Raw genomic sequence first — 16505 nt, 5'->3', positions numbered from 1 at the left:
CACAACACTGAGGATTATATCACAATTCTAGGAAATTGAGAATCTTTATTTAGCCTATCAAAGGGTAGGGAAAAGCGCTATTTTCATAGATTCAGGACGGTCTTAGCTCCTAGAAACAACATTTATGTATAGAAAGCAAGGGATTTTCGTCACCGCTTAACCATGATTATATACCCATTTTATTCATAATGAAACGATGTTTATGTCAGATGTGCAACTGAAGATGACAATTTCATGAAAGTTTCATGAAGGATTGTAAAGTGGTGAACTTGTCGAAAAATTGCCGATAAATGCGAAGGGGCAGCGGGTTTGATGAAGGACATTTTGATGGTGCTGTAACTGGATTTTGTTCTTCATGCCCCTTATGAAGGACATTCTAACAAAGCTATCACGGGGTTTTGTCCTTCACTCTTTCAAATGCTTCTTATGTAAAAAAGGCTGAACGCACGCATTCAGCCTTTCTCTATTTATGTGGGACTGTCCCCTGTCCCTCTTTATATTATGCCTGTGCTTTTAATTCCTGTAAATATGCAGAAAGTGCTTCTTTCCAATCACGCAGTGGAGTGAAGCCTTGTTCTTCAAGTTTCTTTTTACTTAAAACGGAATATTTCGGTCTTTTTGCCGGGGTTGGATATTGGTCCGTTGTCAGCGGGTTGACCTTTACTTCCAGACCTGCTTGGTTAAAAATTTCTACGGCAAATTCATACCAGGAGCAGATGCCGCTGTTGGTTGCGTGGTAAACGCCGTATTTGTCCGTATCCACCATTTCAACCAGCAGCTTTGCCAGGTCGACGGTATACGTTGGCGAACCGATTTGATCGCTTACAACGCCTAACTCGCCGCGCTCTTTGCCAAGGCGGAGCATCGTTTTGACAAAATTGTGCCCGTTCAAACCGTACACCCATGCAGTGCGGACAATGAAATATTTCTCCAACGCGGCTTTTAAAAATTCTTCGCCGGCTAATTTTGTCCTGCCGTAGGCGCCGATTGGATCGGTCTTTTGATCGGCTTCGTATGGTTCGCTATTATTGCCATTGAAGACATAGTCTGTGCTGATGTAAATCATTTTTGCATCCAAGGCTTTGGCTGCTTCTGCTAAATATTTTGTCCCAAGAGCATTGACATTATAAGCTGTTTCTTCTTTAGATTCCGCTTTGTCCACTGCTGTAAAAGCAGCACAATGGATGATGGCGTCCGGGTTTATTTTTTTCACATAGGCATGGACAGCTTCTTCGTTTGTCAGATCGAAATCATCGCGGTCGGTACCGTGCGGCTGGTGACCTTTTGCGCTTAATTCTTTGACAACATCATGGCCTAATTGACCATTCACACCTGTTACTAAAACAATCATTTTTCAACCTCTAATCTATCCCCGTACTGAGATTTAAAGTATTCCTGGTATTCGCCGGAAATGATGTTCTGCCACCATTCCTGGTTGTTGAGATACCAGTCGATTGTCTGCTTAATGCCTGTTTCAAAGGTATATTTTGGCTCCCAGCCGAGTTCTGTGCGCAGCTTCGCAGCGTCGATCGCATAGCGGCGGTCGTGGCCTGGGCGGTCCTTGACGTACTTGATTAATGATTCCGGTTTGCCCAATTGAGCAAGGATCGTTTTGACAATTTCAACATTCGTTCTTTCATTGTTGCCGCCGACATTGTACACTTCACCATCGCGGCCTTTATGGAGCACAAGGTCAATCGCTTGGCAGTGGTCCTCAACATGAAGCCAGTCGCGGATGTTTAAGCCATCGCCATAAACAGGAAGATCCTTGTCATGCAAGGCGTTGATAATCATTAACGGAATTAGTTTTTCCGGGAAATGGAACGGACCGTAGTTGTTAGAGCAGCGCGTAATATTGATTGGCATGCCGTATGTTTCATGGTAGGCACGCACCAAAAGGTCAGCTCCTGTTTTACTTGCGCTGTACGGGCTGTTTGGCGCCAGCGGTGTTTCTTCAGTGAAGTAACCGGTTGCGCCTAAGGTACCGTACACTTCATCAGTGGAAACCTGTAAGTATTTTTTCACGCCGATTGCCTTAGCTGCATCTAAAAGACAAAGCGTTCCCTGGATATTCGTTTGCACGAAAATTTCCGGATTGGTGATGCTGCGGTCCACATGGGATTCAGCGGCGAAATTTAGGACATAGTCGAATTTTTCTTTTTCAAATAGGTCCTGGATAAATGGACGGTCAGCAATGTCGCCTTTAACGAATTTATAGTTTGGCTTGCTTTCAATATCCTTCAGGTTTTCGAGATTGCCTGCATACGTTAATAAGTCTAAGTTTACAATTTGATACTCAGGATATTTATTCACCATGTAGCGTACGAAGTTGCTGCCAATAAAGCCAGCTCCGCCTGTTATTAATAGTTTCATGTGATCCTCCTGTTTTTCACTGGCTGACCGAAAGTCATCTTCCGGGTCAGGCCTTTTCTCTATTCATTCAAAGCCTTCTGTGCACAGCATGATAGACGCAGGCACAGAAGGCTGGGGTAACATATTAGTCTTCGTAAACAAAATTCAGATGCGTGGCTTCAGCTAATGTTGGATGCTTTGTATCTTTATCGGACAGAATCGGGCTTGTTGTCGGCCAGTCGATGCCAAGCGCCGGGTCATTCCAGAGAATGCCGCCGTCATGCTCAGGCGAATAGTATTCATCCACTTTGTAGGCCACGGTTGTGTCCGGAACAATGGTGCAGAAACCGTGGGCAAAGCCTTTTGGCACAAGAAGCTGGCGTTTGTTATGTTCGGATAAAATCACACCGATCCACTGACCGTAAGTCGGAGAGCCTTTGCGGATATCGACGGCCACATCATAAATGGCGCCTGTGATACAGCGGACAATCTTTGTCTGTGCCTTTGGATTCAATTGGAAATGAAGTCCGCGCAACGTGCCGACTGGAGCTGATAAGGATTGATTATCCTGAATCAAATCATAGTGCAGTCCCAGTTCTTCAAAGACCTTTTTATTATAGCTTTCCATAAAATAGCCGCGGTGGTCGCCAAATACTTTTGGTTCTAAAATCACAACACCTGGCAATTTTGTTTCTATTTTGTTCATCGATTAAGACCTCACTTATTGGATAGGTTTAGGACCTGTGCCGGCAATTTTAATCAAATATTGTCCGTATTGATTTTTCAAAAGCGGCTCGGCTAGTTCGATTAGTTTGTCTTTTGTAATATACCCCATTTTAAAGGCGATTTCTTCAAGGCAGGCAATTTTTAGTGATTGCCGTTTTTCAATGGTTTCAATAAATTGTGATGCTTCTAACAAAGATTCATGCGTGCCGGTATCAAGCCATGCATAGCCGCGGCCTAAAAGCTCCACATTCAGCTCGCCTGATTCAAGGTAGATTTTGTTGACATCGGTAATTTCTAATTCCCCGCGTGCCGATGGCTTAATGCTCTTCGCAATCTTGACAACACGATTATCGTAAAAATAAAGCCCGGTTACGGCATAGTTTGATTTTGGCTGCTCCGGTTTTTCTTCGATCGAAATCGCCTTTCCGTTATCATCAAATTCAACAACCCCAAAGCGTTCCGGGTCATTTACATAGTAGCCGAACACCGTTGCACCTTTTTCACGTGCTTCTGCTTTCTTTAAGAGATTGGTTAAGCCGTGTCCGTAGAAAATATTATCTCCCAGCACAAGGGCCACATGATCGTCTCCAATAAACTCTTCCCCGATTAGAAAGGCTTGCGCCAGTCCGCCCGGATGCGGCTGTACTTTATATGAAAGATTGATCCCAAAATCGGATCCATCCCCTAAACTTTGTTCAAAACGCGGTGTATCCTGCGGGGTTGAAATAATCAAAATGTCTTTGATCCCTGCAAGCATTAAGACAGATAGCGGATAATAAATCATCGGTTTATCATATACAGGCAGCAATTGTTTCGATACGACCTTTGTTAAAGGATATAGTCTTGTGCCGCTCCCGCCAGCTAGAATGATGCCTTTCATTGAATCCCACTCCCTATTTTCATTAATTTCTCACCCCATCATATCATTTTACAATATTCACCAGCACAGTGAATGATTATGATGGTTTTTTTTATATAGGCTCTGTTAAACTTGGTTGTTGATTTCCGTTCCAGGCACTTCGCTTTCCGCGGGCGACCGCCGAGCCTCCTCGCCACTTCGTGCCTGCGGGGTCTCGTCTGTCTCGCGGTTCCCGCAGGACATTGAATAAGCTTCCTCGAATCCGCCCACGCACGATGAAAATGCGCAGCATTTTCGGAGGAGTCTTCGTGCCTTCCACTCCAATCAACAAGGTATTAAATATCAACATCGACCTTTAACACAGCCTTTATATATAAAATAAATTCACATTTCCCGCTCGTTAGACTCTCACAGGTGTTAACGATGGCTAGAGTGAAAATATTTTCTTCAGTGTATACGTGGCAATCTTTTTATTCTTCACGAGCAGAATTTGTTTCAGAAATCGTTTGACCAGCTGTGTGCGATAGGAAGAAAACAAGTCTTTCTTATAATTGCGGTAAAAGTTTGTTTCTGAATCCAGGATACTTTTATAGCGGTTCAGTGAAACCCGGTCATAATCCATGACCGACAATTCATGTTCCAGCTCTGTATCGAGTAACAGCACCTTATAGCCTTTGTGATAAATTTCAAAGAAAAGCCAATGGTCGAGATAATCTAAGGCAAATTCCTGATTAAACCCGTTTAGTTCCGTTAAAAAGGAGACCTTAATTAAACTGCCGGAATTGATCGCCATGACCGGCTTCTCCTGAATTCCCGTCTGCGGTTTTTCCCCAATCAGCGGCCGCAGTGTATCGCTGTAAACAGGAGATATCATCGCATGGTCGCTATTGATTTTCGGGACAACAGCAGCTGCTTCCTCCGGGACTTCCGCTAAATGCAGTACTCTATTGATATAGTCCGCTGTTAATTCGGTATCGTGATCAAGCAGCAGCAGCCACTCACTGCCATTGCTCTTTGCTATGGAATAGGCGTAATTATAAGCTGTTGCGATGCCTAAATTCCGTTCATCATGGATATAGGATATGTGCAGCCCTTCTATAACAGGAGGAGTAAATCCTTGTTTCTCCGGACTATTATCATACAGAATCAGTTCGATTTTACCTTCTGGAAACTGAATCTGGCTGAATAAGTGTTGTTTTAGCGTCCGGTATGTTTTACTTTCCTCCGGTTTTTGCTTATAAAGCACCATAACCATCGTTATGTTCATTTGAAAACCTCTTTTACGCTATATTCCTTAATCTTCTGTGAAACAATCAGGAGAACGAGGAAAAAGCTGATTCCCAGTGGATTGTTTATAAATGGATTAATATTGGTTAATAATAAGATCCCCATAAACACAGCCAGGAGAGCGAAATCCAGCGGCATGAGCTTCCGCCCTTTTTTATAGCTGACCCAATAATTATAATAAACCATTAAAAAGAGAAAGCCCCAAATAGCCAGACCAATGACTCCCTGTTCCACCAAAATATCAAGAAAACTCATTTCGATTCCGGTGATTCTGCCGGCAATCTCCATGCCATATCCGGTTCCCACAATCAAATTGGCTGGTTTGGATAGGATGTGGATCGAATCCTTAATAAACTCGATGCGCTTATTGACACTGACATCCTCAACTTTTTCTTTATATTTTTTATCTTTTTTCTCTTCGTCACTGTACTTATGCTTCTGGACTGTCTCTGTTCCGAAACGTTCAAGGGTCATATTTTCAAACATCACCGGTACGACCATCATCACGACAATAGAGATGATAAAACGTTTAAGAAAATCCCTCGACTGGAGCAATTTTTGGATTTTTGTTTTCAATCCTTTAATCGGGTCCACAATGACTTTAATATCCAAAAGGATAATCATGATGACGCTGATCATAAATGCCAGTAAAAAACCTCTTGTTTCCGACCAAAGCACGGATATTGAACCAATCGTGATCAGGGCGATATTCAATTTACTGTATTTTTTATGCAGCAAATCATTAAATGCCAGAATCACCCCAATGAGGACGAAGAAATGACTTTTGTAAAAGACACTGTTGCTTGGTCTGAAAAATAAATCATCATTCATAATCGTATTCATAAACTTCCAAAAATAATAGAAGTCAGCGGCAAAGATCGTTTTTCCTAAAACAGAAACGGTAATGGTAAAGATCGAAACGACAATCGCACTATACTTTAATAACGTGATGATTCTGGAGAGCGGAAAACGCTCTTGAGCAATATAGTAGGCTAATGGAAAAAATAGCACAATGTACGATACTCTAAAAAAGTCCGTTACGATCGCCCCTAACGGATGGCCATTGACAAAGCCGATTAGACAGCTGACGCAGAACCAAGCCAGAAGCGCATAGATCCCAATCGAAACAGGATTAAAGCGGAAAAATGTATTTATTTCTTTATTAAAAATTGCTTTTTCTTTTATGATGCGAAAAATAAAAGTTCCTAATACAAGCAGAAACAAAACCTGGCGAATAGATAAAACGCCAAAATCAATCAGCCGGCCTCCGCCGCCAATAAAAATTTCCACAAAAAAAACAGTTAATAGTAGTTTTTCAAAGCGATTCATATACAAACCTCACATATACCCATAGGGATCCCCTTTTCCACGCGGATCTCCTCCCTATTTAAATTTGTTTTATCTTGGGGTTCGCATTCCATTTCAGCCATAAAGATTTTAATGTAACCTTTTTATATTTTAACGCTCTCTTCTCAACTAAGTACCATGAAATAATGGCCAATAGAAGAGCCAACGGGAATGTTAGTAAGAAATTCCCCCAAACGTTCAGCTGATTATGAAAAAGATAGCTCATGATTTGTTGGATTGGAAATGCATAAATATAAATTCCGTAAGAAAAATCCCCATATCTCCCAAAGTTCTGTAATTTAACCCTTGTATCAAATGCCACATAGAAAATCAGATACGTTCCAAAAATCGTGAACGCATAAACAAAGTACCCCGCTTTGACTGTGATGAATAGGATAACCAGTGATACAAGCGCCATCCAGCCGTTTAATTTAATCTGTTTTCTAAAAAGGTACAATGCCATTCCTGCACCGAAATAGCGGAATAGATCTGTGTACAGGGCGCCTTTGCCAAGAAAATAAAGCGCAGAAGCTAAGATGAATCCGGCCAAAACAACTCTTTTATCCAGCAGTCTTGCCACCCCAAGAACCGCTACGACAATGTAAAAGAAAAACTCGTACCATAATGTCCATAGCGAGCCATTTACGGCACCAGGCCATGCGTTTGTTTGAAATACTCCGGGCAGATCATACTGAATCCAATACAAAGTAATGGTCTTTAGGTAATCAAACGTTTCCCGATTCGTAAAGTAAGCCTTCACACCTAATTCGCTCAGAATCGGTCCTAAAAATAAGACGGTCAATAACACACAAAAGATAAGCCCCGGGAAAATCCGCAAGACTCTGGCTTTAAAATAATAGATCGGATTCTTTGACCGGTCATAACTTTGGGTAATGAGAAAGCCGCTGATCACAAAAAAAATACTGACAGCTAATTCCCCAAAGGTCATTTGACCATTCGAAAAAACCGCAAAAGCCTCTGTTGCATTATTACCTGTGGTTAATGGGTAGGCATGAGAAAAAATAACTAACGTAGCTGCGATGAATCGAATGATATCCAGATTATTTTTTCTAGCATCGATGCACTGATCAATGCTTTTCCCACTTAAAAACATTCAGCATCCACCTTTTCCTTTAGAAATCACACTCCAAATTCCAATGATTAGTATTCGTTTTTTACAAAGATAAATTATAGCATTATCCTGTTGAATTTTGTATCCTTTATTTTGCGAAGTTCTAGCGGATTCGACAGGTTCTGAGCGCGGGAAATCGGTTATATGACAGGGAATAATCTTGCGGAGAGTCTTTTTGCTAAAACGGTACTATAGGAGAGATGTCAATAGGAGTAAAAGCTGCAGGACTTTATTCCTGTTGCCTGTTGCCACAACAGTAAAGGCTGTGAAAGACCAAGGAATGAGGATATTTTCGTTCTTCCTGCAGCAATATTGCCAAAATATAGTAGGATGGAATGATTTCTGTTATCTATTTTTTCGATATGCCTTCAGCAACAGCGAAGAAATTTGGAATCGCCAAACAATTTTTTCCTTTAACGATGAATTATTTTCTACCGTCGTCACGGTACTGTTATGTCTGCGGTAATAAATTAATTTTTCCGGGATGAGTAATGCCGCTTTGTTCATATCTGCTACCAGCCCAATCCACATATCATGCATCGGAACATTCCTTGGTATGGGCAGAATCTGCTCTTTTAACTCTTTACGAAAGGACATCGCACAGCCGATATAACTGTTTTTGATGATGTTTTTCAACACGCCGGCACGGCTGCCTCTAAATTCATAAAACGATTCAATCGTTGGATGAAGTTCATTATCGACTACCGTAATATCCGACATAATCATCAGGATCTTTGGATTTTTTTCATAGTAAGATAGAACTGTTTGCACCTTTTCCGGCTTCCAAACATCATCCTGGTCACTTAAAAAGACAATCTCATTTTGCGTGCGCTTAATCGCATTCTCAAAATTTGAGGTGACTCCTTTTTCTTCGTTCATAAACAGCTTCACCCGGGAATCCTGCTTCCTATATTCCTCAATAATTGAAACCGTCGCATCTGAAGAATGATCATCCGATATAATCAACTCATCTTCAAGTCCCAGCTGGGAGAGAATACTGTCGATTTGCGCCTTTATATAGTTTTCTCCATTGTAAGTGGCCATTGCTACCGAAACCTTCATTTTCTTCCTCCACTATCTATCCACATAAAAGTGATGCTCTTTTTCTCCTGTTAATCCCAATATATCTAAGACAAAATACTTAATTGAGTATCTTTCCTTTATCTTTTCATCTACAGGCACAAAGGGAGCTGTGATAAACTCCGACGGTATATGGACATTTTCTCTATCCACAATGCAAATATTGTTCGGGTGGTAAAAATCATAATTCTGAATATCCGCATTGGTCGTGATCATTTTCTTATTGGCACCGAGCATTTCAATCGTTCGCATCGTCAAGCCCGATTGCTTTGGATGCTGAATATCGATGACCGTCTTCGATTGCTTTAAATTAGCCGTCAATTGCTCACTGGGCAAGCCGACAAAGGAAAAATCTGTCACTTGGCTGCCTGCTAATTCATTCGTTAAAAACTTTCGTTGATAATACATTAATTTACTTGGAATATACATAAAGTAAAAGACTTTGGAATGGTTCTGTTCAAACTGCTTCTTGACTTCTTTTAAAATTTGATAGCGATCGCTGTGCACCGTACCGACAAAAAATAAATCGTAAACAAGCGGAGCATTTTCCTCGGCTATTTGTTCATACTCTTCATCAAAGAACAAAGGTCTGAAGGTCAGTCCGAATTGGTCGCAGTCCTTTTTATCAAAAGAAAACACTTCATCAAACAAATCCAGCTTCTCCAGCGTATTTACTTTATTCGCAATGGAATCCCAGAGCATAAGAACAATTTTGGCACTGGGATTCATCCTTCTGACATCCTTTAAAAATGATTGCGGCGTTGCTTCAGCCTGGCAGATGAAAATGGAATCATAGGTCTTATCTTTAATTTTCAACGTAATTTCTTCATAGTAACGATGAATTTGTCCTCGGACAAAATTGCGATTGATCCTTAATAATGCTTTCGAAAGAACCGTATTTGATGGGCGCTCATCAAAGTAGTCTACTTCTGCACCAAGTGATTCCATAGCCTTTATTATTTTTTTATGATAATTAAAAAATAAAGGACATAAGAATAAAATCTTTTTATTTTTCAAGATAGATTCCATTATTTATATAATCCCTTTTTCTTCATTTCATCGATTGATTTTTGATAATTATCTTCAACAACCTCTTGCTGGTTCACCCATGCAACAAATTTACTGATGCCTTCGTCAAAGCTTACTTTTGGCGTAAACCCTAATTTATCATGGATTTTTGTCAGATCAGCATAGTTATGACGGATATCGCCTAAACGATAGTTCCCGCTAATTTCAATCTCTGTATTTGACTGATATTTTTCCTTTAACGTTGTGGCCACTTCCATAACCGTCGTGCAGACTCCTGTTCCCACGTTAAAGCTTTCAAAGTTTGCTTCCTCTTTTTCGATTCCTAAAATCGTTGCGTCCACGATATCATCAATAAATACAAAGTCCCTTGATTCTTTGCCGTCCTCGAAGACATTAATTTTATTGTTGTTTTTGATGATCGTAGAGAAAATGGACAGAATGCCTGTGTATGGGTTTTTCAACGATTGCCCCGGTCCATATACATTTTGATAACGGTATGCGACAACGGGAATATCCAATGATTTCCCGACCACCATACACATTTCTTCCTGCATTTGTTTCGTCACGCCATAGATGGAGGTTGGATGAATTTTTGTTTCCTCCGTTGTTGCCATTAATTCGACATTACGATGACAAATTGGGCATTTGACTTCAAAATCACCCTTTTTCATCTCTTCATCCGTTCTTTCCACCGGGTACACGGTTCCGTGCTCTGAACAGTGATACATGCCTTCCCCATAAATCGCCCTTGAAGCGGCGACCACTATTTTTTTAATTTGATGCTCTTCATTTGTTAATATGTGTAATAAGTTCGATGTCCCTTTCGTATTGACATCGATATATTTATTAATTTCATACATCGATTGGCCGGTACCTGTCTCTGCCGCTAAATGCACGACAACATCTTGGCCTTTTAATGCTTTTCTCCAGTCATCCATATTAATAACGTCACCTTTAATAAAGTTGACTTTATTTTTAATTTTCAAGAATAATTCTGATGATGTACCGTCTTCACCATGAATTTGCGGGGATAAGTTATCCAGAACGGTTACACTATATCCCTTTTCAAGTAATTTCAAAGCCAGGCTGCTTCCGATGAATCCCGCTCCGCCAGTAATTAGTACATTTTTCATCATGATAAGTTCCTTCTTTCTTTTGGGATACGCATCTATATTTAGGAATTATCAGTAGAGTAATTATCCCTTATCGTTGTTTGCTTACAAAATTCGCTTAATCAAATTCGCCCCGTCGAATTTGCGCCCGATTTTTTTCGAGCTCGCTCGAAAAATTTCCTTTGAAAAATCGAGGCATCCGCCGGGAGCTTAACTTCATTCAGCCGTGGTTTGACCCCCCACTGAATTGTAAAACTTATCTGCATTCATCCCCCACATACAGAAGTGGAGGACTTATGCTGAATGAAGTTAACCTAAGTATCGCAAACTATTATACAAAAAGTGGTGCAGAAGTTCAATCCTCGTCCTTCGTTGTCCCATTCGGGGCGTCACTGTGGTGCCTCGCTATTTACCGAATGATCGTTCTTGTTCTTCGCGGCGCCATCCTATTTTATCGGCAAAAAAGAAAAAGAACTGGCAGGTTAGACCAGTTCTTTTGATGCAATATATATGTAATTGTCTGCCCGGGGTAGGTAGACTGATTACCCGCAAATTTTTTTCAGACAGCCCTTCTTGACATTTTTCGACAAAATTTGAGCTGCCATTGTGACATCATTTTACCTTATTTCATTTACAGTTTAGTTTTAAGATCATTACAAAAACATTTCAAATTATAGCAATGGCGGAAAAAATACCCTATTTGGCGGCCAGTCCGCTGAGCTCTTTCGTCTTTTCTTTCGCATTCCATGATAAGACAAGAAGGACAAGGAAGAAGACGATCCCGATCGGATTATTAATGAAAGGATTGATATTCGTCAGGAGCAGAACCCCAACGAAGATGCCTAATAAGGAACGGTCTTCTGCGGGGATGAACGCTCCCCGTTTATGAACAATATGATAGTAGTAAAAGACAAGCAAGCAGAGATAAAGCCAGATGGAAAGGCCAATGATTCCTTGTTCTACTAAAATATCGAGAAAGCTTGTTTCGATACCGGTTACCCTTCCGCCAATTTCCGTGCCATAGCCGCTTCCAATAATGAGGATATCGAGATTTTCCGTCAGCAGCTCCTTGGAATGTTTTAGATACTTAACACGGACGCTGGCACTGGTATCATTGACCTCTCCCTTTTCGGTTTGCGCTGCAGGTGTTGTTTTTTCAAAACGCTCCAGCGTCATATACTGGTATAGAAAGGGGACCGCAACGGTAATAGCGAGCAAAATCAATGATTTCTTCAGCACCTGTGAATTTCGGAGTACGGCTTTTATTTTATGAGAAAAGCCTTTAATTGGGTCCATGAGAATTTTGATATCAAGGGCCATGATCATCAGGATGCTGACCATAATGGCAAAGAGAAAGCCTCTTGTTTCTGACCAGAAAAGCGAGATTGGGCAGAGAATAATATTGAGGATATCCACTTTGGAAAAGTTTTTCGATAGCAAGGCATTTAATGAAACAACGAAACCGACAAACACATAAAAATGGCTTTTATAAAAAACACTATAGCTGGGACGGAATAAGAGATCATCACCGAAGAGTCCGAGCCAGAAATGCTTATACGGCTGGAAATTAGTGCTAAAGACGGTTTTTCCGAACAGCGCCAGCAAGACGGTAAACACGGCGACGGCAAAGGCGCTGTATTTCAAAATCGTGATAATACGTGCCTTGGAAAATCTTTCTTCCGATATATAATAAGCCAGCGGGAAATAAGCCGCAAAAAAAGACACCCGCAGAAAATCAGTCACAATCTGCGATAAGGCATGTCCGTTCAGCCAGCCTATACTAAAGCTGACCGCAAACCAGATGAATAATCCGTAGATGCCGATCGAGATGGGGTTTAAGCGAAAAAACGTGTTGGTCTCCAGATCAAAAAGAGCCCGTTCCCGGAGAATCCGGATGACGAATACCGCAATTAATGTGATAAAGAGGACCTGGCGGATGGACAGCACGCCGAAATCAATCAGACGCCCGCCGCCGCCGGTAAAGAGTTCGATAAAAAAAAGCGTCAGCAATACTTTTTCAAATTTATTCATTCAACAAAACCTCTCCTGCACCACCGCAAGCTATTTACCACATTCACAAACCGGCTTTGCCGCGATGGAAAGCGCAAGTCAGGATTAAACATTCGTGATTTTTCCGTAAATAAGCGGGACGCTTTATCTTTTTATAATTTGGAAACTAATTTTTCATGTAAAAAGGACTATATAGATGTTATAATAAGGTTTGCTTATTTTTCCCCCACCATAACCCGTCAGAATTATAGCATATTCTAGGGTCTGTTTCATAGATATGGTTATTCTATTTATATTTACTTGTTGCACGGATTTACGGTACAAGCTTATAATTTGGAGTGAGATTCATTTATTGGGGGCAAAAATTTTAGAGAAGGGAATTCTGTGATGGAGAGCAGGACTAAAAAGAAACGCCGAAGAAAGTTGCGCTGGAAACGAATTATATTATTAACCTTTTTTGCCTTATTTATTACCGGAGGTTTATTTGTTTATAACATATATGGCAGTGTCGTAAATGCAGTAGATAAAATGAGCACTACCTTTGATCGGGGAAAATCCGATAAACGGGAAGATGAAGTTGAATTTAACAAGAAAGATCCTATTTCTATATTGCTTGTCGGGGTAGATGAACGGAAGGAAGACTCAGGAAGAACCGATTCCATGCTGATTCTGACCGTGAATCCCGAGCTGAAATCAACTAAGATTGTCAGTATCCCACGCGATACTCGTGCTGAATTAATTGATAAAAGTGACCATGATAATGATACTATTTCCAAGATGAACCATGCTTATGCATACGGCGGCATTGGAATGACGATTGATTCCATCGAAAATTTCTTGAATATCCCGATTGATTACTATGTAAAGGTAAACATGGAAGGATTTAGAGATATCGTCGATGCCGTAGGCGGAATTGATGTTGACAACAAATATGCGTTTGAATTAGACGGTACTTATTTATCGAAGGGCGATCATCATTTAGATGGAGAAGAAGCACTTCAATATGCACGGATGAGAAAGCAAGACCCGAACGGTGACTTCGGCCGCCAGGAACGGCAGCGCGAAGTTATTACAAAGGTTATTAAAAAGGGTGCTTCGGTATCAGGCTTAACCAATTATGATGAAATCCTGGGAGCTCTTTCCGACAACGTGGAAACAAGCTTAAAGATGCAGGAAATCGTCAGCATGCAAAAGTCTTATCTGAAAGCAGCTAATTCGATTGAAAAGATTGAAATTCCTGGTGAAAATGAAACCATCGACGGCACTTGGTTTTACCTTGTTGATGACGATACAAGGCAGGCAATTTCCGATGAATTACGCACCCATTTAGGGTTAAAAACAACTGAAATCGTCTCAAGCTCTGCGAATGACGGAACAGACTTTGCCAGTTCATCAGAATCGGATAACAATATGGACAGTTAATTGAAAAGACAATACACTTATGCACTTAAGGAGAAATCGGTCGAAAAATACTGACCGATTTCTTCTTTTTTTATCGGGTTATCGGAAATGAGGAAAATACAGGGAACCCGTCCCTTTCCTCGGTATCACATGAAAGCATTGATGATTCACCTCGTCTCTCCTCGTTCATAACACCGCATCCATTTTTTCCTAATAAATCAGCCAATGAAAACATATTATATATTATTCATCATACACTTGATCGTTTGTACTCGTTGGGAAAGTGTACGGCATCTTGAATCTGAGGGGTGAGGATATGTTTTATGAATTATGGCTGATAGGCGATTGGGTGTGGAATATACCGCTGCTGCTCGGTCTCGTTTTCTTCTCCATGATTTATCTTTATTTCCTGAGGCTCCTGCCTGACAGCACGGCTTTTTATAAACAAACTCTCCTTCTCTTTCTCGCTTTATCGCTCTTCTACATCATGGTCGGCAGCCCATTCGCACAACTCAGCCACCTCTCCTTCAGCCTGCATATGCTGCAAATGAGTATCATGTATTTCGTTGTCCCGCCGCTGATCCTGCTGGGTATTCCCTATCCACTGTTTCAACGGGTGATAAACCATTCTCTGTTAAGGAAAATAAGCAGGCTTCTGCCGCCTCCTATGGTTTCACTTATTCTTTTTGCCATGTTGTTCACGATGTACCATATGCCCGTGGTGCTGAACTACACCACACAACATGTATTGTGGCAAAATAGTTATGTGTTCCTGATGTTCGCCTTATCCTTCAGTATGTGGCGGCCATTGACCGATCCGAATCCAAAACAGCGGCTGACAAAGAAGCAGATGAAGCTTTATGGCTTTCATAGCGGGCTGATTTTGATGCCCGCCTGCCTGCTGTTTATCCTGAATATTTTTTCCGGGCAAATCCATAATCCATTTCTGGCACAAATCACCGCTCATCTTTGCCTCCCCCTGCAGATGAGCTCATTCGATATTCTGCCGCCATTTTTTAATTCAAAAATAGACCAATTCATCGCAGGAATTTTAATGCTGGCCGTGCATAAATTCAGCATCATGACCTCTGTCCGTTTAGGGAGCCGGATTTCTGAAGGTGTCAGAGCGGATAGAGAGACGGAAGGTTGTAAGATGAGGAAGGTTGAATATAAGGCATAGTGATGCTGTGAGGGCTTTGCTGTATGTGGCAGCTGGAATATCACTGTTTTATTTGCTTTTTGAAAATACAGCTCTTTAGCAATTAAGCGGTGCGGGTATGATGCATCCATCTCCCGCGTCCGGTCTTTTTGAAAGCTGGGCCAGATTCTTTTTTTCGAGAATCGGCATCTTTTTTGGACAACTTCCGCTGGATTACCTCCTCTTCCTGTCCTTTTGATGCCTTCTATTAGACAGATTTTACGAGTTCCTGAGTCATCCTGTCCTTTTGACGCCTTCTATTAGACAGTTTTTCTGGGTTACCTCCTCTTCCTGTCCTTTTGACGCCTTCTATTAGACAGATTTTACGAGTTCCTGAGTCATCCTGTCCTTTTGACGCCTTCTATTAGACAGATTTTACGAGTTCCTGAGTCATCCTGTCCTTTTGACGCCGTCTATTAGACAGTTTTTCTGGGTTACCTCCTCTTCTTGTCCTTTTGAAGCCTTCTATTAGACAGATTTTACGAGTTCCTGAGTCATCCTGTCCTTTTGATGCCCTCTATTAGACAGTTTTTACAAGTTCCTGTCTCTTCCTGTCCTTTTAACGCCTTCTATTAGACAGTTTTTACAAGTTCCTGTCTCTTCCTGTCCTTTTGACGCCCTCTATTAGACAGATTTTACGAGTTCCCGAGTCATCCTGTCCTTTTGACGCCTTCTATTAGACAGTTTTTCCGGGCTTCCGCCTCTTCCTGTCCTTTTGAAGCCTTCTATTAGACAGATTTTACGAGTTCCTGAGTCATCCTGTCCTTTTGAAGCCTTCTATTAGACAGTTTTTCTGGGTTACCTCCTCTTCCTGTCCTTTTGACGCCTTCTATTAGACAGTTTTTCCGGGCTTCCGCCTCATCCTGTCCTTTTGACGCCTTCTATTAGACAGATTTTACGAGTTCCTGAGTCATCCTGTCCTTTTGAAGCCTTCTATTAGACAGTTTTTCTGGGTTACCTCCTCTTCCTGTC

General features: G+C 41.3%; 14 protein-coding genes. 3 read left to right on the top strand and 11 right to left on the bottom strand.

The window, feature by feature from the left end:
• Positions 1–499: 499 nt before the first annotated feature.
• From rfbD to HNR53_RS19090, 10 genes are all read right to left on the bottom strand, one after another.
• Positions 500–1351 carry a dTDP-4-dehydrorhamnose reductase gene (gene rfbD / locus HNR53_RS19135; RefSeq protein WP_184529060.1) on the bottom strand — a complete coding sequence of 284 codons (852 nt, stop codon included), beginning with the start codon at positions 1349–1351 and terminating at the stop codon, positions 500–502.
• On the bottom strand, positions 1348–2373 hold the full coding sequence (gene rfbB, locus HNR53_RS19130; protein ID WP_184529058.1) for a dTDP-glucose 4,6-dehydratase: 1026 nt from the start codon (positions 2371–2373) through the stop codon (positions 1348–1350). Before rfbB ends, rfbD begins: the two co-directional genes overlap by 4 nt.
• A gap of 124 nt (positions 2374–2497) precedes the next feature.
• Complete coding sequence (gene rfbC / locus HNR53_RS19125) at positions 2498–3058, bottom strand: dTDP-4-dehydrorhamnose 3,5-epimerase (RefSeq protein ID WP_184529056.1); 561 nt, start codon at positions 3056–3058, stop codon at positions 2498–2500.
• A gap of 15 nt (positions 3059–3073) precedes the next feature.
• On the bottom strand, positions 3074–3958 hold the full coding sequence (rfbA, locus tag HNR53_RS19120; protein ID WP_184529054.1) for a glucose-1-phosphate thymidylyltransferase RfbA: 885 nt from the start codon (positions 3956–3958) through the stop codon (positions 3074–3076).
• Between the two features lie 406 nt (positions 3959–4364).
• Positions 4365–5204, bottom strand: coding sequence for a glycosyltransferase (locus HNR53_RS19115; RefSeq protein WP_184529052.1), 840 nt, complete (start codon positions 5202–5204; stop codon positions 4365–4367).
• Entirely contained in the window at positions 5201–6553 is a 1353-nt protein-coding gene (locus tag HNR53_RS19110; protein WP_184529050.1) for an O-antigen ligase family protein, read from the bottom strand. The genes HNR53_RS19115 and HNR53_RS19110 overlap by 4 nt, the downstream gene beginning before the upstream one ends.
• A gap of 58 nt (positions 6554–6611) precedes the next feature.
• Positions 6612–7685, bottom strand: a complete 1074-nt coding sequence (locus tag HNR53_RS19105; RefSeq protein WP_184529048.1) for an acyltransferase family protein — start codon at positions 7683–7685, stop codon at positions 6612–6614.
• A gap of 363 nt (positions 7686–8048) precedes the next feature.
• Positions 8049–8765 carry a glycosyltransferase family 2 protein gene (locus HNR53_RS19100; RefSeq protein WP_184529046.1) on the bottom strand — a complete coding sequence of 239 codons (717 nt, stop codon included), beginning with the start codon at positions 8763–8765 and terminating at the stop codon, positions 8049–8051.
• 12 nt (positions 8766–8777) lie between these two features.
• On the bottom strand, positions 8778–9812 hold the full coding sequence (locus HNR53_RS19095; protein ID WP_184529044.1) for a WaaS/CpsH family glycosyltransferase: 1035 nt from the start codon (positions 9810–9812) through the stop codon (positions 8778–8780).
• A complete protein-coding gene (locus tag HNR53_RS19090; RefSeq protein ID WP_184529042.1) occupies positions 9812–10948 on the bottom strand; it encodes an SDR family NAD(P)-dependent oxidoreductase in 1137 nt (378 codons plus the stop codon). The genes HNR53_RS19095 and HNR53_RS19090 overlap by 1 nt, the downstream gene beginning before the upstream one ends.
• A 272-nt stretch (positions 10949–11220) precedes the next feature.
• On the opposite strand from HNR53_RS19090, the gene HNR53_RS19085 reads away from it, so the two are divergent.
• Entirely contained in the window at positions 11221–11424 is a 204-nt protein-coding gene (locus tag HNR53_RS19085; protein ID WP_184529040.1) for a hypothetical protein, read from the top strand.
• A 196-nt stretch (positions 11425–11620) separates the two neighbouring features.
• On the opposite strand, the gene HNR53_RS19080 is transcribed toward HNR53_RS19085, so the two are convergent.
• The gene (locus HNR53_RS19080; RefSeq protein WP_184529038.1) at positions 11621–12955 is read right to left on the bottom strand and encodes a hypothetical protein; all 1335 of its coding nucleotides are present in this window, start codon (positions 12953–12955) and stop codon (positions 11621–11623) included.
• 366 nt (positions 12956–13321) lie between these two features.
• Here HNR53_RS19080 and HNR53_RS19075 point away from each other — a divergent pair, with 366 nt between their 5' ends.
• Both HNR53_RS19075 and HNR53_RS19070 read left to right on the top strand, forming a co-directional pair.
• The gene (locus tag HNR53_RS19075; protein WP_184529036.1) at positions 13322–14356 is read left to right on the top strand and encodes an LCP family glycopolymer transferase; all 1035 of its coding nucleotides are present in this window, start codon (positions 13322–13324) and stop codon (positions 14354–14356) included.
• Positions 14357–14651: 295 nt separating this feature from the next.
• Positions 14652–15515 (top strand): cytochrome c oxidase assembly protein, encoded by an 864-nt coding sequence (locus HNR53_RS19070; RefSeq protein ID WP_184529034.1) that lies wholly within the window; start codon positions 14652–14654, stop codon positions 15513–15515.
• Positions 15516–16505 lie beyond the last annotated feature (990 nt).

The sequence above is a fragment of the Bacillus benzoevorans genome (genome assembly GCF_014207535.1).
Classification (GTDB): domain Bacteria; phylum Bacillota; class Bacilli; order Bacillales; family Cytobacillaceae; genus Bacillus_BD; species Bacillus_BD benzoevorans.
Note: the sequence above shows the minus strand (reverse complement) of the source record. Positions and strands in the feature narration are given on the sequence as shown.